The organism is Stenotrophomonas sp. Pemsol (assembly GCF_003586545.1).
In the GTDB taxonomy this organism is placed as follows: Bacteria; Pseudomonadota; Gammaproteobacteria; order Xanthomonadales; family Xanthomonadaceae; genus Stenotrophomonas; species Stenotrophomonas sepilia.
The window spans coordinates 4,279,518-4,301,817 of the sequence record NZ_CP025780.1 but is presented as its reverse complement, the minus strand read 5'-3'; the positions used below and the strand labels follow the sequence as shown (position 1 = coordinate 4,301,817).

General features: G+C 65.9%; 23 protein-coding genes and 1 tRNA gene. 6 read left to right on the top strand and 18 right to left on the bottom strand.

Features of this window, described 5'->3' with window-relative positions:
- Positions 1 to 129: 129 nt before the first annotated feature.
- The gene (locus tag PEM_RS19840) at positions 130 to 579 is read left to right on the top strand and encodes a hypothetical protein (protein WP_005420595.1); all 450 of its coding nucleotides are present in this window, start codon (positions 130 to 132) and stop codon (positions 577 to 579) included.
- A gap of 55 nt (positions 580 to 634) precedes the next feature.
- On the opposite strand, the gene PEM_RS19835 is transcribed toward PEM_RS19840, so the two are convergent.
- On the bottom strand, positions 635 to 1,405 hold the full coding sequence (locus PEM_RS19835; RefSeq protein ID WP_111128916.1) for a DUF3011 domain-containing protein: 771 nt from the start codon (positions 1,403 to 1,405) through the stop codon (positions 635 to 637).
- A gap of 596 nt (positions 1,406 to 2,001) precedes the next feature.
- Here PEM_RS19835 and PEM_RS19830 point away from each other — a divergent pair.
- From PEM_RS19830 to PEM_RS19825, 3 genes are all read left to right on the top strand, one after another.
- The gene (locus tag PEM_RS19830) at positions 2,002 to 2,403 is read left to right on the top strand and encodes a hypothetical protein (protein ID WP_111128914.1); all 402 of its coding nucleotides are present in this window, start codon (positions 2,002 to 2,004) and stop codon (positions 2,401 to 2,403) included.
- A gap of 288 nt (positions 2,404 to 2,691) precedes the next feature.
- Entirely contained in the window at positions 2,692 to 3,291 is a 600-nt protein-coding gene (locus tag PEM_RS20390; RefSeq protein WP_146256624.1) for a hypothetical protein, read from the top strand.
- A gap of 22 nt (positions 3,292 to 3,313) precedes the next feature.
- A complete protein-coding gene (locus PEM_RS19825) occupies positions 3,314 to 4,438 on the top strand; it encodes an XVIPCD domain-containing protein (protein WP_111128912.1) in 1,125 nt (374 codons plus the stop codon).
- Between the two features lie 84 nt (positions 4,439 to 4,522).
- Here PEM_RS19825 and PEM_RS19820 read toward each other — a convergent pair.
- The 4 genes from PEM_RS19820 to birA all read right to left on the bottom strand — a co-directional run bounded on the left by PEM_RS19820 (position 4,523) and on the right by birA (position 7,193).
- Positions 4,523 to 4,598, bottom strand: a tRNA-Thr gene (locus PEM_RS19820).
- A gap of 40 nt (positions 4,599 to 4,638) precedes the next feature.
- Positions 4,639 to 5,487, bottom strand: coding sequence for an SPOR domain-containing protein (locus PEM_RS19815; protein ID WP_111174937.1), 849 nt, complete (start codon positions 5,485 to 5,487; stop codon positions 4,639 to 4,641).
- A 9-nt stretch (positions 5,488 to 5,496) separates the two neighbouring features.
- Entirely contained in the window at positions 5,497 to 6,228 is a 732-nt protein-coding gene (locus PEM_RS19810) for a type III pantothenate kinase (RefSeq protein ID WP_111128908.1), read from the bottom strand.
- On the bottom strand, positions 6,225 to 7,193 hold the full coding sequence (gene birA, locus PEM_RS19805) for a bifunctional biotin--[acetyl-CoA-carboxylase] ligase/biotin operon repressor BirA (protein ID WP_111128906.1): 969 nt from the start codon (positions 7,191 to 7,193) through the stop codon (positions 6,225 to 6,227). Before birA ends, PEM_RS19810 begins: the two co-directional genes overlap by 4 nt.
- Before the next feature lie 144 nt (positions 7,194 to 7,337).
- Here birA and PEM_RS19800 point away from each other — a divergent pair, with 144 nt between their 5' ends.
- Positions 7,338 to 7,622, top strand: coding sequence for a hypothetical protein (locus tag PEM_RS19800; protein ID WP_014645622.1), 285 nt, complete (start codon positions 7,338 to 7,340; stop codon positions 7,620 to 7,622).
- Positions 7,589 to 8,380 carry a M90 family metallopeptidase gene (locus PEM_RS19795; RefSeq protein ID WP_162911609.1) on the top strand — a complete coding sequence of 264 codons (792 nt, stop codon included), beginning with the start codon at positions 7,589 to 7,591 and terminating at the stop codon, positions 8,378 to 8,380. Before PEM_RS19800 ends, PEM_RS19795 begins: the two co-directional genes overlap by 34 nt.
- 127 nt (positions 8,381 to 8,507) lie before the next feature.
- On the opposite strand, the gene PEM_RS19785 is transcribed toward PEM_RS19795, so the two are convergent.
- From PEM_RS19785 to PEM_RS19720, 13 genes are all read right to left on the bottom strand, one after another.
- Positions 8,508 to 9,932 carry a sensor histidine kinase gene (locus PEM_RS19785; protein WP_111128902.1) on the bottom strand — a complete coding sequence of 475 codons (1,425 nt, stop codon included), beginning with the start codon at positions 9,930 to 9,932 and terminating at the stop codon, positions 8,508 to 8,510.
- Between the two features lie 25 nt (positions 9,933 to 9,957).
- Positions 9,958 to 10,641, bottom strand: coding sequence for a response regulator transcription factor (locus PEM_RS19780; RefSeq protein ID WP_004136763.1), 684 nt, complete (start codon positions 10,639 to 10,641; stop codon positions 9,958 to 9,960).
- A 73-nt stretch (positions 10,642 to 10,714) separates the two neighbouring features.
- Complete coding sequence (locus tag PEM_RS19775) at positions 10,715 to 11,089, bottom strand: hypothetical protein (RefSeq protein WP_005420623.1); 375 nt, start codon at positions 11,087 to 11,089, stop codon at positions 10,715 to 10,717.
- A gap of 212 nt (positions 11,090 to 11,301) precedes the next feature.
- Positions 11,302 to 12,333: a tRNA dihydrouridine(20/20a) synthase DusA gene (dusA, locus tag PEM_RS19770; RefSeq protein ID WP_111128900.1), complete on the bottom strand. Its 1,032-nt coding sequence runs from the start codon at positions 12,331 to 12,333 to the stop codon at positions 11,302 to 11,304.
- An 89-nt stretch (positions 12,334 to 12,422) separates the two neighbouring features.
- The gene (locus tag PEM_RS19765) at positions 12,423 to 12,746 is read right to left on the bottom strand and encodes an XVIPCD domain-containing protein (RefSeq protein WP_240431567.1); all 324 of its coding nucleotides are present in this window, start codon (positions 12,744 to 12,746) and stop codon (positions 12,423 to 12,425) included.
- Positions 12,747 to 12,774: 28 nt separating this feature from the next.
- A complete protein-coding gene (locus PEM_RS19760; RefSeq protein WP_095378616.1) occupies positions 12,775 to 13,368 on the bottom strand; it encodes a lysozyme inhibitor LprI family protein in 594 nt (197 codons plus the stop codon).
- 349 nt (positions 13,369 to 13,717) lie between these two features.
- Positions 13,718 to 14,329 (bottom strand): lysozyme inhibitor LprI family protein, encoded by a 612-nt coding sequence (locus PEM_RS20385; protein ID WP_162911608.1) that lies wholly within the window; start codon positions 14,327 to 14,329, stop codon positions 13,718 to 13,720.
- 421 nt (positions 14,330 to 14,750) lie between these two features.
- Positions 14,751 to 16,205: a SulP family inorganic anion transporter gene (locus PEM_RS19750; protein WP_111128896.1), complete on the bottom strand. Its 1,455-nt coding sequence runs from the start codon at positions 16,203 to 16,205 to the stop codon at positions 14,751 to 14,753.
- A 209-nt stretch (positions 16,206 to 16,414) separates the two neighbouring features.
- On the bottom strand, positions 16,415 to 17,125 hold the full coding sequence (locus PEM_RS19740) for a hypothetical protein (protein WP_111128894.1): 711 nt from the start codon (positions 17,123 to 17,125) through the stop codon (positions 16,415 to 16,417).
- Positions 17,125 to 17,454 carry a hypothetical protein gene (locus PEM_RS19735; protein ID WP_069138062.1) on the bottom strand — a complete coding sequence of 110 codons (330 nt, stop codon included), beginning with the start codon at positions 17,452 to 17,454 and terminating at the stop codon, positions 17,125 to 17,127. The genes PEM_RS19740 and PEM_RS19735 overlap by 1 nt, the downstream gene beginning before the upstream one ends.
- Positions 17,454 to 20,942: a host specificity protein J gene (locus PEM_RS19730; protein ID WP_111128892.1), complete on the bottom strand. Its 3,489-nt coding sequence runs from the start codon at positions 20,940 to 20,942 to the stop codon at positions 17,454 to 17,456. Before PEM_RS19730 ends, PEM_RS19735 begins: the two co-directional genes overlap by 1 nt.
- Positions 20,939 to 21,541, bottom strand: a complete 603-nt coding sequence (locus PEM_RS19725; RefSeq protein WP_087921215.1) for a tail assembly protein — start codon at positions 21,539 to 21,541, stop codon at positions 20,939 to 20,941. The genes PEM_RS19730 and PEM_RS19725 overlap by 4 nt, the downstream gene beginning before the upstream one ends.
- Positions 21,534 to 22,274 carry a C40 family peptidase gene (locus PEM_RS19720; protein ID WP_111128890.1) on the bottom strand — a complete coding sequence of 247 codons (741 nt, stop codon included), beginning with the start codon at positions 22,272 to 22,274 and terminating at the stop codon, positions 21,534 to 21,536. Before PEM_RS19720 ends, PEM_RS19725 begins: the two co-directional genes overlap by 8 nt.
- Positions 22,275 to 22,300 lie beyond the last annotated feature (26 nt).

Below are 22,300 nucleotides of genomic sequence, written 5' to 3'. Positions count from 1 at the left end.
TTGGACCTTCCGCGATCCACCTCACATCCCGGTCGGTTTCGCCTCTTACGCAAGGCTGTTGTTGTGTCCACGCTGCGCAGGCACCCTGAAGGTGCCGCCTCACTTCCTCAATCATGGAGCACCACGCGCATGAAACATGTACTCAATGGACTTGCGGTACTGGCAATTGCCCTGGGCGGACTGTTTCCCGCCGCTGCCAGTGCACCCTCGCAACGCATCACGCATACGGTGACCACCGACGCGTATCCCATGCAGACGGCAGGCGCACGCCAGGTACTCGACTGGGTGGCGCAGCGGGTAAAGCCGTCGTTCGCTCCCCAGGGCTACGGCAACGTACAGGTGGAACGACAGGCAGTCTCCGTAGGCCGCGCGTCTGCACGCTCGGATGAATCGATACCTGGAAAACTGCCGGACCAGGGCATTCCCGGTGAGATCTACCGGGTGGAAAACCTGCTTCCCGACGGTTCCATCCAGACGTGGGAATTCACCTGGGTGGAACCCTCTTCCGGCCATGGAGGCGGCTGGAACGTAACTGGCTACACCTACAAGAAGGGAAATGACCCGGTGAACCAGCAGTAGCGGAACGGGGGCAACGCGCACCGCGCTGCCCCCTTAGACACGCCGCCGCCGCGCCTCAACCGCCGCGGCGGCGAACCGGCGTCAGGCTCTGCACCTGACCGTTGTTGCGCATCATGCACAGGAAACGGCCATCGGGATAATCGATGATCAGTTCCTGGTAATCGCTGCCCACCGGCATCTGGGTGACCAGCGCGCCCTGAGCGCCCTTGCGCATGTTGCAGGCGCCCAACGCGGTATCGCCTGCCGGCGCCGGGGTGGTCACCGAAGACACATTGCGGAACACCGCGCGGCAGCCGCCATTGACCCACACCGAGTGCCGGGACAGGCCCCAGTTCTTGCCTTCCTCGCATCGGGTGCGGCTGAGCTGGCGCACGATTTCCACATTGCCGCGGGTATTCAGATCGCACGACACCTGCTGCTGGCCGGTGGATTCGCAGGTGACTTCGCGGGGTAGCGCGGCATCCCCGGCGGCAGCGTCGCGAGGGCGAACGCTGTTTGCGGCAGGCGCAGGTGCACCACTGCTACTGACCTGGCAAATGCCATTGGCGCCGCCACGGCCGGTGTAGCTGATCTGCGGCGTGCCGTCATCGCTGCGGCTGATCGACAACGTGATACCACTGTTGGCATCGCGCGCTTCGAAGTAGCGGTCGTTGAAGCGTTTCAGCGCCGCCTCGCGGCCCTGCACGTAGACGGGGCCGCCTTCGTCGGCGTGCACATCGATACCGCCCGGGCAGCTGGCGTTGAAGAACGGCACGGCGGCCATGGCCGGGGCCACGAAAGCGGTGGACACCAGTGCGACGGTGAGCGACAGGGCATGGCGACGCATGTGCAGATCCCGAAGGGGCCCAGGGTGGGCGTGTGGCGGCAGTATGCGGTGGGGCGCTGCGGCCTGTCCGTGAGGAATATCAAGAACCCGGCGGCGCGCGTGGGGATTCAGGTCTGATAGGGTGTTCCTGGAGCCCTGCCGGGGCGGTTAAGCCAGCTTTACGTCGTGGGCCGCGATGGGCCGTGCGACAGCAATGGCACAGCCGGATGTATCGTGGTTCGCGGCACTGCGCGAACTGTCGCTTCTGGCATTGCACTGCTCGAAACAGGCCAATCGCGATAATTCATTTTTCCTTTCAGATCTCCCGATGCCATCGAAACAATCGACTGGCAGACGGGGATTTCGCCTGCGCATGATGAATCGCCACCTGCAGAGGTGGCCGGGTCTTCCAAGCCCGTTTGATTGAAGCTGTATACGCTTGCCAGCCGGCGTCGTCCTTCCAGGTGCGGCGCCGGCTGGCAATCCGTTCGCCGATCGACGGCGGGCGGTGCGTGGGGGCCCTGTGCCCGCCGGCTCATCGATCTCCGGTCTTGGAAGCCACGCATCGCCCGCCACCCTATCGTGGCGGCACCTCTGTTCCTGACGAGGATGCCCGCATGTCCAGAACCAACCACCCATACCTGACCGCCACCCTGGGCGAGGCCGCCCTGCGCCTGCCGCCCGAACTGGCGCAGCCATTGGAAGCCGCTTTCGCCGCTGCGAACGAAGCGCCTGCGTCCATCAACCTGCCCAGCTGCCTGCAGCGCATCCGCGCCGGTGATGCCGCCGATGGACAGCCGTGGACGGGGCCCGCCAGCACACCCGGCCAGGCCGTGGCCGCCGCACGCCGGGATCGCGCTGCGGTGGGTTTGGTGTCGCTGTTGGAGCTGTACCACGCCGCCGAGCGCGTGCGCGTGGACGGGGAAAAGAAAGACGACATCGGCGACGGCACGCGCGAAGGACTGATGCTGGCCTGCCGGGGACTGGCGGAGTATGTGGCGTTGCAGGTGCGTAGCTGAGGCTGCTGCGGTCGCAGTGTATGTGCGGCATTGATCGAAGGATCTGCCCGCGCCATACAGTGAGTTGACTCACCGGGTTGGGACGAGAAAACCAGCGAATGGCGGTTTCTTCATCTTCGTTCCATCGCCTTTGCGACCGGCGCCGCGCCGACGCATCATGATCGGCGCATGTGCTTATGCTGCGCTGGCGTGCAATCGCACACCCAAGGCACGGATCACGGACCAATCCGCAGTCAAAAGATGCTGTGCTAGATTCAAGAGCGTGACATTGGCACGAGAGACGCTTTCATGGATGCATGGGTCGAGAAATGCGCTTCTTCATCAGAACGTGAACTTCGGCGCCACCTCTGGATAGCAGTGCGTCGTCGCCTCGCGATCGCTGTTCCGGCGCTTGTGCTGGCAGCATGTACGAGCGCCGCGCCGCCGCCCCCATCAGATCATGTGAATCAAAGACAGGCCATCAAATCAGGGAGTGAAGCTGGTATGGAGCGATTCAAGAACAGCATCGAGCGATTGTCCAATGTGCGTTTTGGCGATATCGATGCGTTGAACGAACAGCTTCACACGCATTTTGGAAAACCGACCCGGCAGGGCCTGAGAGACGAGCGAACCGCAGAACGTGGAATGTTGGGCGGCCTTGAAGTTCGGAACATCTCACTGAGAAGTGCTGTCGATAATCCTGCGCAGGCGAAGCTGACCTTCGATGTCGCGCCACCGAGCGTCGCGCTCAAAGAAGTCATCTGGGAGGGAACCGCGCAATATCCACCTCGGCCTGATGCCCCTGACTCACGCCCTTACTGGACCGCGCCAGTGAACGGTGCTGAGGTTGTACTCACTCTGGCCCCTGACAATGCGACATTGACCCACGTATTGATCAGTCAGCGTTGACCCCCAGGGCAGGAGCTCCAACATGGAACGTACTGAAGACTCTGTACTGCCGCAGCCGCAGGGGGGGCCTCGCCCAGGACCCGAACGTCGGCCGGACTCCCCGTTAGCTGACCCCTCGCTGGCGCCGCTTCTAGCGAAATCCCCAACACTTCGGGCGGGTCTCGCACAGGCCGAGCGCGACGATCTGGAGGTTGTCTGGGGACAAGCCGGTAGGGGCACCTATCTTGTTCCCGGTGAGAAGATCGTTATTGACGAGAACGCGGTTGGACAAGGCTCCAGAATCGCGCGCTCTCTTTCACACGAGGTGGGGCACCATCTCTTCACCGAACGTCCCGATCCGACGTCCAAGCAAACCTATGTAAACACCCTGCTACGCGGAGAAGCCGCTGCGACGCTCAGTAATGTCCAGGTCCAGCGTGAACTCATTGCGGCCGGTGGACCGGACATTGGCGTGTCGGGTACGGGTAATCGACCGCAACAGTATGGAGCCATTGCCGTTGAACTCCAGGCCGGGCGGATCAATCGAAACCAGGCACTTGGACAGATCGCTGAGGTGTTCAAAACGGAGACTCCTTCTGTTGGTCCTCATGCGACATACGAGCTTTACTATGGCGCGCACTACGATCAGCACATAGCACCCACGCAGCGTCGACGTAGGCCCGAGCCAGAATTTGACGCCGAGCGCACTTCGGCTGGGGAAAGAGTCGCCGTGGTCGCCGACGACTCACTCTCAGTGCAGCGAACAGCTTCCTCAGTAGCTGAACTCGGCGACGCTGACCGCTCTCTCTACATGCAGATAAGAGCGGGTGTGGAACGCTTGGACGCCGAGAGCGGGAAGCAGTGGGATGAGTCGAGCCAGCGCATGTCCGCGAGTCTGTTGGTGCTCGCGAAGGAGCAAGGGTTTTCAAGAGTTGACCACGTTGTATTGAACAACCCGACGGAGTCCCTTGCACGTGGCGAGAAAGTATTCATCGTCGAGGGGGCGATGGACGATCCTGCCCAACGCCGTGGAACCATGAGTACGATGGACGCGCTTCGCGTGCCTGAAGCAGAGTCCCTTCATCGCGCTGAAGCGTTGGCCGCAAATCTTGAACAGCAGCCGGCGCAGCAGGTTCATGCGCAGGACGGGCCATCGTTTTCAAGGTGAGGCTGTCGAGAAAACAGCTCTGCCGCCCTTCGAACCACCGGGCAGGTACCTGGAGCAGCGCAAAGAGGCGCTGAATCTTTGGGGTGGTGCCGCTTATCCGAATCGAACGGATGACCTACTGTTTACAAGACAGTTGCTCTACCAACTGAGCTAAAGCGGCATGGTTGGTGCACCGGCGGCAGCGCCGCGGTCAGGGGATTCTAGCGCAACCGCGTGCATTCCAGCGACCGGCTCTGGGCTGCGCCGCTGCGCTGCTGGGCCTGGGCCGGCTGCGTGCCTGCCGCCAGCTGCCCTTCCAGCCACCATTGGCCGGTGTCGCCGCTGGCGACCAGGCGCGGCTGGAAGCCGGCGGCCTGCACCGCCGCCATGCGCCGTTCGGCGCCTTCGCGGTTGCGGTACTGGCCCAGCGCCACGGCGTTGGCCTCCTCGCCCTGGCTGATGATGTAGTAGTCGCTCAGGCCGGCGGCGACGATGCGCTTCACGGTGGCCTGGGCTTCGTCACGGTTGGCGGCGGCCGGCAGCATCACCCGGTAGCGGGCACTGCCGCTGGCAGCGGGCTGTTCGCGCAGGCGCACCTGGCTGAGCAGCGTACCGGCCTTGCCCTGTGCACTGGTCGCGGCGGCGCGGTCGGCGAACGGGCCCAGCGCGACGCAGCGCGGCGGCTCGGCGGCCGCGGGCGGGGTTACGGGCTTTTCCGCTGCCGGAACGGGTGCAGGCGGTGTTCCCGGCTTGGCAGCGTCAGCAACCGGCGCAGCCTCAGCCACCTGCGGCTTGGCAGATTCCGGCTTGGCCGGCACGGCCGGCGCGGGTGTCGCAGCCACCGCGGTCTTCGCCGCCGGTTCGCGCTCCATCAGCGGTGCAGTCGGGGCGGCGGCGGTGGCCTCGGCTGCGGCATTGGCATCCACGCCACCGGGCACCCAGCGCAGCTCGGCGACGCCAGCCGGTTGCGGCGCAGGCGCAGGCTTCTGCGGCGCATCGCGCAGCAGCCACCAGCAGGCGACGCCGAGATTGAGAATGGCCAGTACGACGATCAGGGCACGGGTGAGCATGCGCGGATACTAGCGCGCGCGCTGGTGCACCGCCCAGCGGGCGAGGCCATCCAGCACCAGCGAGGGGTGGTAATCGGCAGCGGGCAGCAACGGCATCAGCGCCGCTGCGCCGCCACCGTGCACCAGCAGCGACGGTGCCACGCCCAGCAGCGTGTGCGCGTGCTGTGCGCTGCGTTCAATCAGCGCCACCGCAGCGCCATCGCAGCCGGAAGCCAGCGCGTCGGCGGTGTCGTTGGCGAACTCGCTGTAGCCGCCACCGGTCGCGGGCAGCTGCACGGCACGCGCGTGCAGTGCTTCGCGCATGGTGGTGGGCGATGCGGAGATGCGGCCACCGTGGTGCTGGCCGTCGGCATCGAGCAGATCAATCGTCAGTGCGGTGCCCACGCCGACCACCAGCACCGGGCGCTGCGCCTTGGCCGCAGCCAGCAGGGCGAGGAAGCGGTCGACGCCGAACTTTTCCGGCCTGGCATAGGCAATGCGCACGCCGGCGCATTCGGCGCTGGTGCGCACCACATGCACATGCTCGAAGCGGCGCTGCAGCTGGTCCAGCATCGCGCTGGTCAGCGACGGTGCCGCCACGCTGGCCACGAACGCGGTGCGGCCGCTGGGCAGGCTGTGCGGCGGCTGCCCGGCCATGCCTTCGGCGCCATGCGCCCAGGCCTGTACGTCACCGGCACGGTCACCCTGCAACGGCGCGAACTTGAAGCGCGAGTTGCCGAGGTCGAACAACCAATCGCTCATGCCGCCCTCACGCTGACTTCTCCGGCGTGCAGCAGGCGTTCCTGGCCATCGATGCGCACGCGCAATGCGCCGTCATCAGCCAGGCCAAGCGCAGTACCGTGCTGCCACTGCCCGTCCAGTTCCACGCGCACTTCGCGGCCGGCCAGCATGTCGAAGGCAGCGTAGCGCGGCAGGAACGGAGCGAGGCCTTCGCGATCGAATTCTTCCAGCGCCGGCAGCAGGCGCGCCAGCACGGCAGCAACCACCCCATTGCGGTCCACCGGCTTGCCGGCCAACGTGTCCAGGTCCACCCACGGCTGGGTGATCTGCTCGCCGAACGACGGCGGCATGTGGGTGTTGATGCCGATGCCGATCACCGCGCGCGCCGGGCCGGCGTATTCGCCACCGCCCTCGGCAAGCAGGCCGACCAGCTTGCGCTTGCCATCGACGATCAGGTCGTTCGGCCACTTCAACTGCGCTTGGGTGTAGCCCAGGTCGTGCAGCGCTTCGGCCACGGCGATGCCGGCCACCAGGCTCAACCCGGCCAGGCGGCCCAGGCCGCCGGAGTACAGGCGCATCACCGACAGGTAGATATGCGCGGCCAGCGGCGAGGCCCAGGTGCGGCCACGACGACCGCGGCCACCGGTCTGGCGTTCGGCCAGCAGCACGCTGACCCCGCGCTGGGGCGCGCTGCACCGCAGCAATTCAGCGTTGGTGGAGTCCACCGTCCAGGCCACCTGCAGGTCGTGCAGCAGGGCCTGGGCATCGGCGGGCAGGCCGGCGCGGATCGCCGCCGGGTCCAGCAGGTCGACCGGGCGGGTCAGGCCATAGCCCTCGCCAGCACGGCCCTCGATGTCCACACCTGCGGCCCTAAGCCCTTGAATACGCTTCCAAACAGCCGCCCGGGTCTGGCCCAGCTCTCGGGCCAGGGCGTCGCCGGACAGGCGACCGGCAGCGAGTTTGGCCAGCAATTGGCGATCGTCCACGGCAGCTTCCACGAAGTCAGGAAGGAATTATGCGGGAAAGCCGCCAGCGACGCCTGCCACGCTGGGTTCCGCAGGGGCTTCCAACGGGGCGCCGGGTTCGGGCTAGAATCGGGAACTCACCCTCCCTTAACGTGGATGTCGTCAATGCGCCGTTATGCCCATTGCCTGATCCTGCTGATGATGCCCTTCGCGGCGTCTGCAACGGCAGCGCTGGACGACAGCCGGGGCGCCTGCGTGTCCTCCAACGGTGATGCCGCCTCGCAGCGCGCGCCGACCGCGACCGCCTCGGCTGCGACCACCAAGCCGGCACCGGTACGCCCTGCGGCCAGCAGTGCCACCAGCACCGGGGGCGGCGGCAGCGACGACGACGTGCTGCAGCGCATCCGTGCGCCGAAGTGGCACAGCTACCTGCCGGGAATGTTCCGCTGATCAAGTCGTTGCTGCAGTGGCTGCGGCCCTCGCCGCGGCCGATCGACGATGCGCTTTGGGAAGACGCCTGCCGCCGTGCGGCCTGGCTGCACGGCCTGGACGACGAACGCCGCGCGCGACTGCGCGTGCTGGCCACGCGCTTCCTGCATGAGAAGACCATTACCCCTGTCGGTGAACTGCAACTGCAGGCTGGCGATGGCGTGCTGCTGGCGGCGCTGTGCTGCCTGCCGCTGCTGGAATTCGGTGAAGTGGGGCTGGAAGGCTGGTCGCAGCTGATCGTTTACCCGGATGCGTTCCGCGTGCACCGCAGCCACATGGATGCGGCCGGCGTGTTGCACGAGTGGGATGACGAGCTGATCGGCGAGTCGTGGGACAGTGGTCCGTTGATCCTGTCCTGGGCCGATGTGCAGGCCGACCTGGCCGCGCCGCACGACGGCTACTGCGTGGCGGTACATGAGATGGTGCACAAGCTCGATGCACTGGATGGTGCGATGGACGGCACACCGCCGCTGCCGCGGCAATGGCAGCGCGAGTGGGCGGCCACGTTCCAGCGCGCCTACGACGCCTTCTGTGCGCAGGTGGACGCAGATGAAGAGACGCTGATCGATCCGTATGCGGCCGAGGCGCCGGAAGAGTTCTTCGCGGTAGCCAGCGAGTACCACTTCTCGGCACCGGATCTGCTGCAGCAGGCGTTGCCCGAGGTCGCCGCGCAGCTGCGGCGGTTCTATGGCGAGCCGCCGAAGATCGAATTTCGGTAGTGCCGGCCGCTGGCCGGCAACCAAGCAAGGCTACCGAAGATCATGAGGTTGCCGGCCAGCGGCCGGCACTACCGGAACACCCTGCGTTGTTGCGCCAGGCAATGCCCGGCGGACGGGAATGCGCGGCTTACGGCCCCGGCGGCAAGCGCACTTCGAAGCGGGCGCCACCCAGTTCGGCTGAACGGCCCACGGTCAGTTCGCCGCGGTAGTCCTTGATCAGGTCCTGCACGATCGACAGGCCGATGCCGTGGCCCTGCACGCGCTCGTCGCCACGCACGCCACGCTGCAGCACCTTGCCGATGTCGTCCGGGGCGATGCCCGGGCCATCGTCGTCCACCGCCAGCAACAGGCCGGCACGGCGTGCGTTCGGCGCCGGCAGCGGCTGCGCGGTCAACAGCACGCGGCGGTTGGCCCACTTGAAGGCGTTCTCCAGCAGGTTGCCGAGCAGTTCCTGCAGGTCGCCCGGTTCGCCGTGGAAGCGTGCGACCGGGTCGATATCGAATTCGCACAGCACGCCCTTGGAGGCGTAGACCTTTTCCAGGCCACGCACGATTTCCTCGGCGTTGGACTCGATCGGCAGCGGTGCGGAGAACAGCTTGTGGCCCGACGAGGCCGCGCGTGCCAGCTGGTACGAAACCAGGTTGTTCATGCGCTGCAGCTGCACGTCCAGTTCTTCGCGCAGCGCACCGTCGCCGGCGCCGCTGTCCATCTGCGTGCGCAGTACCGCGATTGGCGTTTTCAGGCTGTGCGCCAGATCGGCAAGCGTATTGCGCTGGCGCTCGAGGTTCTCGCGCTCGCTTTCGATGAAGGCGTTGATGCTGTCGGTCAGCGGTTCCAGCTCGCGCGGGTGGCGCTCGCTCATGCGCTCGGTCTCGCCGCGCTGCACCTTGGTCAGCTCGGTGATCACCCGGCGCAAGGGGCGCAGGCTCCACTGCAGGATGACGGTCTGCAGCAGCAGCAGGATCAGGCCGATGCCGCCCAGGTAGAACCAGACGCGGCCACGGAACACGCGCAGCTGCGCACCCAGCGCGCGCGAGTCTTCCATCACGTAGATGGTGTACGGGAATTCAGTGGCGGGGTCGGCGTCGGCGCCCCACACCAGGCCCAGGCCATAGCGGTACACCGAGCCCTGGCTGCCATCGATCTGGATCATCGGCAGCGGGCCTTCGAACACTTCCTGGCGCGGCGCCAGCAGGCCGCCGCCCACGGTGGGCAGCATGGGCCCTTCGGCGGACATCGAATTGCCCTTGCCGTGCGGCATCACCACCTGCAGGTACAGGCCACTGCCGGGTACGTCGAAGCGTGAATCCGGCGGCTGCTCGCGGATGTACAGCGAGCGGTCGCGGGTGAAGTCGATGCCGGCCGCGTAGGAGGTGGCGTAGTTCTTCAGGCGCTCACGCAGGTTCGCCTTCGCCGTATCGGCGAAGGCGGCGTCGAGCGCGTAGCCGGCCAGCGCCAGGAACGCCACCAGGCCCACGGACGCGGCGAGCATCTGGCGCGCCTGCAGTGAGCGCGGCCGCCAGCGTCGGAAGAACCACAGACGGCCGGACATCGTGTTATCGCCAGGGTGAGCCGGCTCAGCCCTCGTTGCGCGGGATCGCGAAACGGTAGCCGCGACCGCGCACGGTCTCGATCGGCTTCAGTTCGCCATCCGGGTCCAGCTTCTTGCGCAGGCGGCCGATGAAGACCTCCAGCACGTTGGAGTCGCGGTCGAAGTCCTGCTGGTAGATGTGTTCGGTGAGGTCGGCCTTGGAGACCAGTTCACCGGCATGCATCATCAGATACTCCAGCACCTTGTACTCGTAGCTGGTCAGGTCGACATTGCTGCCGGCCACGCTGACCGTCTGCGCAGCAAGGTCCAGGGCGACCGGGCCGCATTCCAGGGTCGGCTTGCTCCAGCCGGCGGCGCGGCGCAGCAGCGCGTTGACGCGGGCCAGCAGCTCTTCGACGTGGAACGGCTTGACCAGGTAATCGTCGGCGCCCTGCTTCAGGCCCTCGACCTTGTCCTGCCAGCTCGAACGCGCGGTCAGGATCAGTACCGGGAACTTCTTGCCTTCGTCACGCAGGGCCTTGATCAGCTCCATGCCCGACATCTTGGGCAGGCCGAGGTCGATGATGCCGACATCGAACGGGACTTCGCGCCCCATGTAGAGGCCTTCCTCGCCGTCCTGCGCAGCATCGACGGCAAAGCCTTCGCGCTTGAGCCGGGCTGCCAGGGTCTCACGCAGCGGGGCTTCGTCTTCGACCAGAAGGATACGCATGAACTCTCCCTAGTGTCCTGGGTGTGGCCCGGAGGCCTGTGGGGTACGGGTTGATAGCGACGACTATCCCTGTTCAGGGGTTATCGCCGCGTAGTGATGACATATCCGACCGCGGCGTGCGCGGCTGTGAACGCGACGGGGCGGGGTCGTCCATGTAGCGGACCCGGCCCCGGTCGTCCATGTACTTCACCCGGTTGATATCACGACCATCGAACGGCACGCGCTCGGCGCCGAGGATGTGGCCGCCGGTGCTGCGCTGCACGCGGCGCACGGCGTCGGACAGCGAACGCTCGTCGCCACGGTTGCCACGCTCTCCCCGATCCATCATTTCCGCCCGTGCCTGCTCGCCGCGCGGTGGCTGTTGCGCCAGCGCCGAAGACAGCGGCGCAGCCGACAGCACCACGCAGGTGGCCAGGGCAATGCGGCAATGGAAGGGAGCGGAAGACATCGATGCGATCCTAGCCGAGCACGGCGATTCGTTCAAAAGTCGTAAATCCGGGAGCCGGGTGCGGGACCCGGCCTTTACAATTCCTTTGCAAATTCTTGGTTTGAGGCAGTGAATCCGGTCTGAACTTTTCCGGCCGCAGCCCTGTGATGTTCAGCTAGGTGAACATTCGGGACGAATCGCCGTCCCTTGTCAAGTCAGGAATGTGACTGCGGTCACGCTGCGGCGCGATCAGCTTCGCGCTCAGTGACCGACAGCGCCTGCTCGACCAGGCTCCAGTCGGCGCCCGGGCGGTGCGCGCCCTCGCTCAGCACCTGGCGGAACGCGCGGCCACCGGGCTGGCCGTGGAACAGGCCGAGCAGGTGGCGGGTGATGTGCTTCAGTGCCAGGCCTTCGCCCAGGCGCGCTTCCACGTAGGGACGCAGCGTGCGCAGCAGGTCGCCACGGGCCTGCAGCGGGGCGCCGGTCTGCAGCGCCTCCAGCTGATGCAGCAGGTAGGGGTCGTGGTAGGCCGCGCGGCCCAGCATCACGCCATCGACGTGCGCGGCCTGCGCCTGTACCGCCTCGATGGTGGCCAGGCCGCCATTGAGCACCACCGGCAGCGCCGGGCGCTCCTGCTTCAGGCGGTAGGCCCAGTCGTACTTCAGTGGCGGAACCTCGCGGTTCTCCTTCGGCGACAGGCCCTTCAGCCACGCGTTGCGCGCATGCACCACCACCATTGCGGCACCGGCGGCGACCTGGCGGTCGACGAAGGCGGCGAACACGTCATAGTCGTTGTCCTCGTCCACGCCCAAGCGGCACTTCACCGTCACCGGGATCCCGATCGCGTCGACCATCGCCGCCACGCAGTCGGCTACCAGCGCCGGCTCGCGCATCAGGCAGGCGCCGAAACGCCCCGCCTGCACGCGGTCGGACGGACAGCCGCAGTTGAGGTTGACCTCGTCGTAGCCCCACTCCGCGGCGATGCGCGCGGCCTGCGCCAGCAGCGCCGGGTCGCTGCCCCCCAGCTGCAGCGCCAACGGCTGCTCGCTGCGGTCGAAGCCGAGCAGGCGCTCGCGATCACCGTGGATGACCGCATTGGCGTGCACCATTTCCGTGTACAGGCGCACGCCCGGTGCCAGCACGCGATGGAACACGCGGCAATGGCGGTCAGTCCAGTCCATCATGGGGGCAACGGACAGGCGCAGGGAATCGGCGTAACGGGCGGTGGCGGACGTCATCGAGGTGTTGATCGCGGAGACTGGCATTGCCAGTGAGATCAATAGTTTACACCGGACGGCTGAATGGCGGCGGGTGGCTCCGGGGCCGTTCGACCGGCCCCGGGACGCCGCGTGGCTTACAACCCGCGGTTGCGCACCTGTTCCTGCTGCTGTTCCTGCGCACGCTGGTTGAACTGGCTGTCCAGCGCCTCGCTCTGCCGGCTGCTGGCCTCGACCGAGTGCGATACCGCCTGCTGGCGGTCGACGTAGGTCCGCTGCGCCGCCGGATCGCCCAGCTCACCCTGCACCGCGAACAGGCCGGTGCCGTCGGGGCGGGCCACGACGTGGTCGATCTGGCGCATGCCGGACACCTTGCTTTCATAGGCCAACTGGCCGGCCGCACGCTCGGCTTCCTGCGGGTTGGCGAACAATGGCTTCAGGCCGGCTTGGGCGCGCTGCATCCATCGTCCTGTACTCCTTTGCGCGGAACTACTTCGAGGTCAGTGCCTGCAGCACATCGGCACGGTTGGCAGTGCGATTGATCCGGCAGGACTGCGCGTCCAGCATCTGCCCCTGCCCGTCTTCGGCAGGGTTCCAGCAGCAGTAGCGATTGGTATCGGACATGTAGGCGGCCTGCTCGTCCATCAGCCTGTCCTTGTCCTTGCCATCGGGGCCGTCGACGATCTTCATGAAGGCCTGCTCGAGTCGCTGCTCCTGCCAGGCAAGCTCCTCATCGCCGCACGCCTGCAGTGCCGGTGTCTCGCCGCCGCTGGACTTCACGCACGTGGCGTACTGCGGCCGCAGCGTCGCCTTGTTGTAGGAATCATCCGGGCGCCGCGGCGGCATGTCCTGGTCATCGGCATCGGCCGCCGTCGTGGCAGGTGCGGCACGTGCAGGCTCTGCAGTGGCGGGCGGCGATGCAGTGGCCGGCGCGGCGGCCGCGGGGGCAGCTGCCGTATACGCCTCCGGGCTCTTGGCCTGGCATGCCGCCAGGCTGAGGCCAAAGACCAGCGCAAGGGCGATGGCCCCAACCTTGCCGAACGTTTCACGGGGGGCCGCTGGAAGGTGGTTCGTTCCCTGCATTGCTTGCATCTCCTTGGCATCCAGGCGCGTGGCCGGTCAACGCGGGGCCGTCCATCGGCCCCATCAGGAAACGCATGCTACGCGAGCGTGGATTTCAGATGCCTGACTGGATTCGGAATGCGTGCACCTTGTCCCAACTGCAATCTGCACGGCGCAACGTCCTCGCGATCGCGTTCGCGAATTCGTATGTTGAGGTCGCTCACATGATGCCCAACACTCACGAACCTCAACGAAACTGCCGTCTCAAGAACATCTTGAAGACTTGATCGCAGTCAATTCCGTTGCGCTGCCAGCAGACGGGCTTTCGGATCGGCGTCGAGGCCCCCTGCAATGCCGGCATCGAGGCTCGTCATCGCGCCAGCACGCCCTTCTGCAGTTCCGCCACACGGTTGGCATAACGATTGATGAAGCACAACTGTGCATCCAACGCCGGGCCCACGCTGTCAGTGGCCTGGCTGCACTTTTTGTCCGTCTCTGCGACCCAGTTGGCCTGCTCGTCCATCCAGCGGTCCTTGGCCGGGCCGTCGGCGCCGTCCATCAGTCGCGCGACCTGTGCTTCCAGCAGCGCCTTGTGGTGGGCGAGCTCGGCCGTATCGCAGGCTTCCAGCTGGTCGTCCATGCCGCGGGCGTCTTGCACGCAACGGGTGTATTCCGGACGCAGCGTTGCCTGGGTATACGAGGTATCCGGCGGCGCGCTCTGCGCCAGCAACTGGTCGGCACGGTTGGCAACACGGTACAGGCGGCATTCCTGCGCGCCCTGCAGCTGCTGCACGCTGCCATTGGGAACATCGCGGCAATAACGGTCTGTATCGCTGCGCCAGCTCGCCTGGCTGGCCTGGAACGCCGTCTGGGCAGCGGCGTCGAGCCCGGCCAGCGCCTTGCTGGCCGCCGCTTCGAGACGCGCTTGCTGGTAGGCGAGTTCGTCCTTGCCGCAGGCCTGGAGCTTGCCTGCATCTTCCACCCCATCCACACACCAGCCATAGGCGGGGCGCAGCGTACCTTCGCTATAGGACGTATCCGGGTACCGCGGAGAATCTGCGGATGCCGGGCCGGGAGGAGCTGCCGGCGATGCTGCGGCGATCGACACGGGCGCAGCCGTATCGGCCGCTGCCTGGGAAGAAGGCGCTTGGCATGCGGTGAGCGCCAGGCACAGGGCCAACACCTTCCAGCACCCACGGCCGACGCCGACCCGTTCGTTGCGCCCGAGCGCGTCCATTGCCTGCATTGCCTGTTTCTCCCTTGCGTGTCGCCAGCGGGTGCCGGCAGGAAGGGGCCGTCCATCGACCCCCATCACGCGGGCAATGCTACGACGGCGCCGGTTTCAGGTGCCTGACCGGATTCAGAATGCGTGCACCTCGTCGCAGAAGCAGGACGCGTAAGCCTCAATGCCCGCCCGCGCGCCCGCCCACCAGCTCGACCAGCGTCTGGCTGGCCGCATTGAGTCCCACCACCGTCACCTCCGCCCCATGCGCAGCCAGCTTTTCCTGCGCACGTTCCAGCGCGGCCACTGCGGTCAGGTCCCAGAGGTGGGCGTCACGCAGGTCGATCTGCACCTTCGGCGCCACGTGCTGGTAGTCGAAGGCGGCGCCCAGCTGGCCAGCGGACGCAAAGAAAACCTGCCCGCGTACGCGGTAGACCTGCGTGTCTGCGGCATCCTCGCGCTGCACATCCAGCATGCGGCCGACCTTGCGGGCGAAGAACAGCGCCGACAGCAGCACGCCACTGAGCACGCCCTTGGCCAGGTCGTGGGTGGCCAAGGTGACCACTACGGTCAGCAACATCACGGCCGAGGAACTGCGCGGATGCGTGCGCAGGTCGCGCAGCGAGCGCCAGCTGAAAGTGCCGATGCTGACCATGATCATCACCGCCACCAGCGCGGCCATCGGGATCTGCCGCACCAGGTCGCTGCCGTACACCACCAGCACCAGCAGCAGCACGCCGGCCACCAGGCAGGACAGGCGGCCGCGGCCACCAGACGTCACGTTGATGACCGACTGGCCGATCATCGCGCAGCCGGCCATGCCGCCGAGGAAACCGGTGACCGTGTTGGCCACGCCCTGGCCAACGCACTCGCGGTTGCGCTCGCTGGGCGTCTCGGTGATGTCCTCGACGATCTGCAGGGTCATCATCGATTCGAGCAAGCCGACCACGGCCAGCGTGGCCGACACCGGCAGCAGGATGCGCAGCGTTTCCCAGCTGAGCGGTACATCGGGGATGAGGAACTGCGGTAGGCTGTCCGGCAGCTGGCCCATGTCGCCAACACTGCGCACGTCCACGCCAAAGCCGATCACTACGGCGGTGAGCACGACGATTGCCACCAGCGGCGAAGGCACAGCGCGGGTGAGGCGCGGCAGCAGGTAGATGATCGCCAGCGCGGCGGCACACAGCACGTAGACGGTGGGGCCGTGGCCGATCAGTTCCGGCATCTGCGCCAGGAAGATCAGGATCGCCAGCGCGTTGACGAAGCCGGTGATGACCGAGCGCGAGACGAATCGCATCAGCGACCCAAGCTTGAACACACCGGCCAGCACCTGCAGCAGGCCGGCCAGGATGCTGGCGGCGAACAGGTACTGCAGGCCATGGTCCTTGACCAGGTCGACCATCACCAGCGCCATTGCACCGGTGGCGGCGGAGATCATGCCCGGCCGGCCGCCAGCGATGGCGGTGACCACCGCGATGGAAAACGCGGCGTACAGGCCGACCTTGGGGTCAACGCCGGCGATGAGCGAGAAGGCGATGGCCTCGGGAATCAGGGCCAGGGCGACGACCATGCCGGACAGCAGATCACCACGGATGTTGCCGAGCCATTGCTGGCGCAGGGGGTAGGACGTTTGCATGGAAAAACTCCGCGCGCACGCGGGCGTGGCCGCATGGCGCTGCAGTGGAAAGACGCGGGTTCCTGAGCCGGGCGGGCCGGCTACCGATGGGCGGCAAGGGTCAGGGTGGCGTGATCACTGCAGTGCGGGCGTCGAGGAGCTTGAGAGGGGCGCAGTCTACGGGAAGCGGCCGGGCGGCTCAAATGGCCGGCCGCGTCGGTAATCTCCCCTCAGTAAGTGTAAGCCGCAAGGACGAAGCTTGGCAGACGCGAGGCGAACGTCTGGTAAGACGCACCACTGAGAGAACGCTGGCGATTGGCAGCCCGCCGGGTGAAGTTGACTCGCATCTGCGATGCATTCGGCGTACTGATGGCTGCCGAGTAGCGCATGTTGGTACGGATGGTGGGGTTGCCGCTGGGCATCGCGTAGACGTCGTGACAGAGTCCGATGTCCGAGAGCAGGTAGGCAAGATTGCTCCCTGGACCATTGATCAGATCGCCCGTGAGAATGTTCTCGTTCGACATTTCGCTGGGAAGTGGTGGCCGGGCCCCGGTCGTATCGACCAGGCCTGCCATGCGCAGTGGACGACTGCTCATGTCCCACTGCAGCGAGCCATCAGCGTTGTATACCTGCATGCCAGTATTGCTACTGGGAACCGCATGTCCCCATGCCCACCATTCGAAGCTGGTGGTGCCCTGGGCCATGTTCCAGCTGAAACCTGCAGTGCCGGTGGAAATCCGCGTGGAGCCGCCATTGCACCGGATGAACACCAGGTACGGCACACTCTGCGCCGGAAGGCTGACAGAACCGCTTTGTCCCAGCGGCGAAGTATTACTGCCAATGGTCTCCACACCCTTCCCTGCCGCAAAGAAGGCAAGTGCATGTGCGTTGACCAGAACGGGAACACCACTGTCGTTGGTCACTTCAAGGCCGACGGTCATCAGAAACTCCCGTAGAAGAGATAGGCATTGGGATTGGTGGTCGTCATGAAGGTGAAACTGAGCGTGAGATAGTCCCCATCAGCGGCACCCGCTTTGTTGAAGGTGATGAATGCCATGTTCGGTGCGGAGAACTGGTTTCCATTCATGTCCTGCCAGCTGTCCCAGAACGTGCTGGGCAGGATCGCAAACGGCTGTCCCATGCCCGCCATGCCCACGTAGATGCTGGAACTGCTGCTGACGTGCATCTCACCCATTACTTTGCCGGCGCGATCATTGGTGTCGAACCACATCTGCCCGTCCGGGCCGAATATCTGCATACCGGTTGCCATTACCAGATCCCCATGCGGACGCGGACGCGGCCGTTGCTGTCGTAAACTTGGATGACACTGTCATTGATGGTCAGGCGGCCGCCGTTCTCGGGGCCGTTCATCGTCAACGTGCCGTTCTTGTCGAGCCTCCAACGCGGCTGCCCGCCGGCGCCGATCGCGTTGGATTGGATCACGTCGCCGATCATGGCGTTCTGGATCCAACCGTTGCCGATCAGTGCCTGGCTGATGAAGGTCTGCCCGCCCTGCACCACGAAGGGCGCACTGACCTGGCCGCTGTTGGTGTTCAACAACGCGAAGCGATCAGCCTGCATCAGGATCTGACTCTGATAGCTGCCATCAGGCTGCTGCTCGACACCCAGACCCATGCCGGCCATGTAGATCTGTCCGGCACTGTTGATCTGCGCCTTGACCGTATAGGTCGCGCTGACCTTGCCATCCAGGTTGACCACCGCCTGCGAGACCTGCTGGACCGCAGCACTGACACCCTCGATCTTGCCGGGTACACCCTCGATGGACGCTTCGACCGTATCCACACGTTTGGCCAGTGCCGCGTCCTTCTCAGCCATCACGCTGTAGACGGTGATGGCACCGGCGCTGACATCGTTCTCGCCGACGTTGTAGTCCTCCTCACCGGCAGTGTGGTCGCTGACCTGGGCGAACAGGCCATCGACCTTCTGTCCCTGCGCGGCCACCTTGCCATCAACGTCGGTAACGTCCATTTCCAGCTGATCGACACGGCCGACGATGGCGCCCGCCTCGGCGATGGCGTCGCCGATGTTCTTCCAGTGGCTGCCCGGCGGCGTTTCATTGCCTGCAGCAGCGCCCTGCCAGCTCCAGATCCTGCCGTCGTGGATGACGGATTGCCCTGGGCTGTAGGTTGCCTCGGCATCCCAGACCAGCGGCAGCACTTGGGTGACGCGCTCGATCTTGCCCCTCAGCTGTTGGCCCAACGCGCTTTCGTTGATGCGGCCGGCAAAGTAGGCGTCGTAGTCATCCGGGTTGCTGCTCGACTCACCCATCACCCCGGCTTGCGCCGGATACCACGGGCCGATATTGCCACTTCGGTCCACCAGCCGTCCCCAGAACCAGAAGCGCGCGCCAGCGGCCAGGCCGTTCATCTGGTGCTGGGCCTGCGGGTAGGCGAAGTCGCCCAGCTTGATCGCGCTCTCGCGATTGGGGCCGGTGCTGTACCAGAGTTCGGTCCGTTCGGTATCGGTCGCACCTGCGGGGAAGCCCCAGGACAGTGCGATGCCGAAGGGGCGGGTAGTGCTGGTCAACGATGCCAGCGACGGGGGCGGCGTCGTCTTGCCTTCAATGGTGGTGAGCGCACTGAGCGTCGGCTGCGACACCGCGCCCAGCGCATTGACCGCTCTTACGCGGGCCAGGTACTCGCCCGCGTAGACGCCACGTACTTCCAGGCTCTGCGTGCCGACGCGACCGGCGCGCACCCAGTTGAGATCACCACGGCGCCATTCCACGTCGTAACCAATCGCCTTGTCCGCCGCATCCCACTCGATGGTGAGCACGGAGGTGGCGATGCCCTGGTCCACCACCACATGCGAGGCCATCCGCACGTTGGCCGGTGCCGGCTGCACGCTGGGCGGAATGATGCTGATCGGCGCCTGCTCCAGGCGCGTGCCATCGTCGATGGCCGCGTACTTGCCCGGCACGTGCTTGAGTGCCGTGATCTGGTAGGTCAGGTCCTCGCCTTCGCTGATCGACAGCACGCGATAGTGCTGCAGGGCCAGCTCCGGCGATTCCAATGCCCATACCGACTGCGCCACCGGTACTGCCGACCACGGCGCGGTGACGGTCACCGTCTCGCCATCCACCGACTGCACCGTGCGTGCTTCGGTCTGCCCGCTGGGCAGGGTGGCGCGCAGGGTGTCACCGGCCGCGATCTGCTCCGGCACGCGATCCAGCACCAGGCTGCGCGTACCCGCACTGCGGATGCGACCCGCATTGCGGCGACCGGCTCGGTTCGGGTCGGCCACCTGGATCACATCGCCAGGCATGCAGCCCAGCGCGTCCAGGCCCACCGAGAAGCTGATGGTCTCGGTTTCCAGCATCTCGGTATGCAGGATGTGGTTGCCCACGCGCTGCGCCTGCGAACGCGAGTGGCAGCCCACCGCCGTCACTTCGGTCTGGTTGATGCCGTAGCGGGCCACGCCGGGCAAGTGCTGCACCACTTCAACCTTCTGGCGACCGAAGTCGTCCGGATCGATCCACGACACCAGCGCCACCGTGTGCCGCGCCGTGCGGCTGCTGCCGGCATAGTGGAAGCGCCCTTCGATGACGTTGGCCTGGCTGTAGGTCAGTACCGGGTCCTTGGGCATGTCGGCCGAGGCCATCACCTGCCCCGCCGCATAGAAGCTGATGCCGCGGAACATGGTGGCGATGTCCTGCAACACGCGATAGGCCTCGGCGCGGGTCTGCAGATACAGGCTGCAGGTGAAGCGCGGCTCCTTTCCGCCCTGGCCATCGCTGACCAGTTCATCGCAATAGCGCGCGATCTGGTAGAGCCGCCACTTGTCCACCCAGTCCAGCGGTACACGATGGCCCAGGCCGAAGCGATCGTTGGTGACGATGTCGAAGAACACCCAGGCCGGGTTGTTGGTCCACCCGCTCTTGAGGGTGCCGTCCCAGACGCCGCTGTAGAGACGGCTGAGTGGATCGTAATTGGAGGGGATGCGCACGATGCGCCCCCACAGCTGGTAGGACCGGGTGGGAATGTTCTGGAACTGGCTGGCGTCGACCTGCACCGCCGCCAGCGCACAGTTCGGATAGCGCAGCTTGGCATCGATGATCTCGGTCATCGACAGCACGTTGATGGTATCGGCGATGGTGCTGCTGTTGGCGTTGGCGGTCAGCCGGCGGATGCGCACCTGCCACTGGTTGCCGGCAGGCAGATCGATGCGGCGGCTGCGCTCGTACTGTGTGGTGGTCTTGCCACTGAAGGCATCGGTCAGCACCGTGCTGAACGGGCCGCCGTCGGTGGACAGATCCACCGCGTACATGATCCGGTAGCCCTCAGTGTCACCGTTCTGAGTGTTGGTCTTCTGCAATGCCGGCACCGCGAAGCGGATACGGACGGCCGACAGGTCGGCACCGGATACGGTGCGTACCACCGGCGCATCGCTGCGCAGCTCGACATTGACGCCGACTTCGTTCTCGATGGAAGGGAAGCCACTGATGTGCTCCTGGTCCTGGGTACCGGAACGCGTCTGCACGTCCACGCCCGAGAAGTTCAGCGTGCCGTCCGGATTCTCGATCGGCACCTGGTCCAGGTAGATCGACTGCTTGCCGGCGACCAGGCCACGGATCTCGCCTTCGCTGGCGAGGTCGATGATGCGGGCCACCGCCATCGAGTGCAGGCTGTCGGCGGTTTCGACCGGGGTTCGGGCGTTGCTCGCGCCCTTCTTGGCGCCCGCCAGTACTGGCGCAGCTGCACCGCGCGTGCGCGGCGTGGAATGAGTGATCTGATTCAAAACTGGTCCTCCGCCAGGATGCCGCCGCTGATCACGGCCGAGCCGATGAACATGCCCTTGCTGTCATGGCCGCCATAGGCAACCGGCACGGGGTTGCCTTGCGCCTGCGTGTTGACGGTGCCGTTCATGCTGTAGCTGGGTGCGTTTTCGGGCGTGTCCTTGGCGCCCAGGCCTTTTGGCTGGGGGGAGAGCATCTGCACGACACCGCCAGCAACCATGCCAATACCCGACGTCATGACTCCCGCGCCGCTCCCTGGTGCGTAAGCATTCATGACGGCACCGATGACAATCAGCACGACGCCCATGATCGTCTGCAGTACGCCGCCCCGCTTGCTCCCCACCATCACCGGCGCAATACGGATGTCATCCTGTCCCGGCGGGTCGTGCAGCTGATCCCGCGACAGGTTCTGCCGGCCGTTGAACACGGCAAATTCCATGCCCTTGGCCTTTGCGCCCATCAGGTACTGCTGGAAGCCAGGCAGCATCGTGCACAGCGCATGCACGGCCTCGGCCGGGCTGTTCACCGCCAGCCGGAACCTGCGCCCGAAGCGGGCACCCAGCTTGCCGTACAAGCGGATCGTACGAAGACGGTCAGTCATGGCGCACCTCGCGATGGCGCACGATGCAACGGGTGCGCTCGGCCCACATGCCGCCGTACGGCACGGTCTCGGACAGGCGGCCATGCAGGTGATGCAGCATCTGCCCGTCGCCGAGGTAGATGCCCGCGTGGTTGGTGACCGGCGAGCGGATCTGCATCAGGATCATGTCGCCCCGCTGCGGCTCGCCCTCGATCAGGTCGAAACCCTCGGCGTGCAGCCGTTCAAGGCTGTACAGGTCCTGGCCGTGGCTCCACCAGTCGTCCTGGCGTTCGTACTCGGACAGCGGAATGCCCAGTTCGCGTGCATGGAAATCGCGGACCAGGCTGTAGCAGTCCAGCACGCCGTGGGCAAACTGGCGGCCGACCAGCGGTGCCGCATAGCCCGAGGGATGCAGCGTCTGCAGGTCACCGCACAGCGGCGCCTCGCCGGCCACCTGGCCGACGCTGACGATGTGCCAGGTCAGCCCGCTGCGCTCGCACATGACCCGGTCTGCATCCGATGGCGTTGCGGCAGCATCGGGATGGCTGTGGACCAGGGCCAGCACCTCGCCCTTGTCCTCGGCCACGGCATAGTCCTCAGCCGGCAGGCGGAAATGCTCGCTGGGCGTGGCTGCCACGTTGCGGCAGGGAAGATAGCGTTCGTGGCCTTCAATGGCCACGATCAGCCCGCAGCATTCGCGCGGGTACTCGGCCACGGCGTGCGCCTGGATGGCCTGCAGGGTTGTCGGTTGCATGTTTCACCCATGAAAAAGGCCCGCGC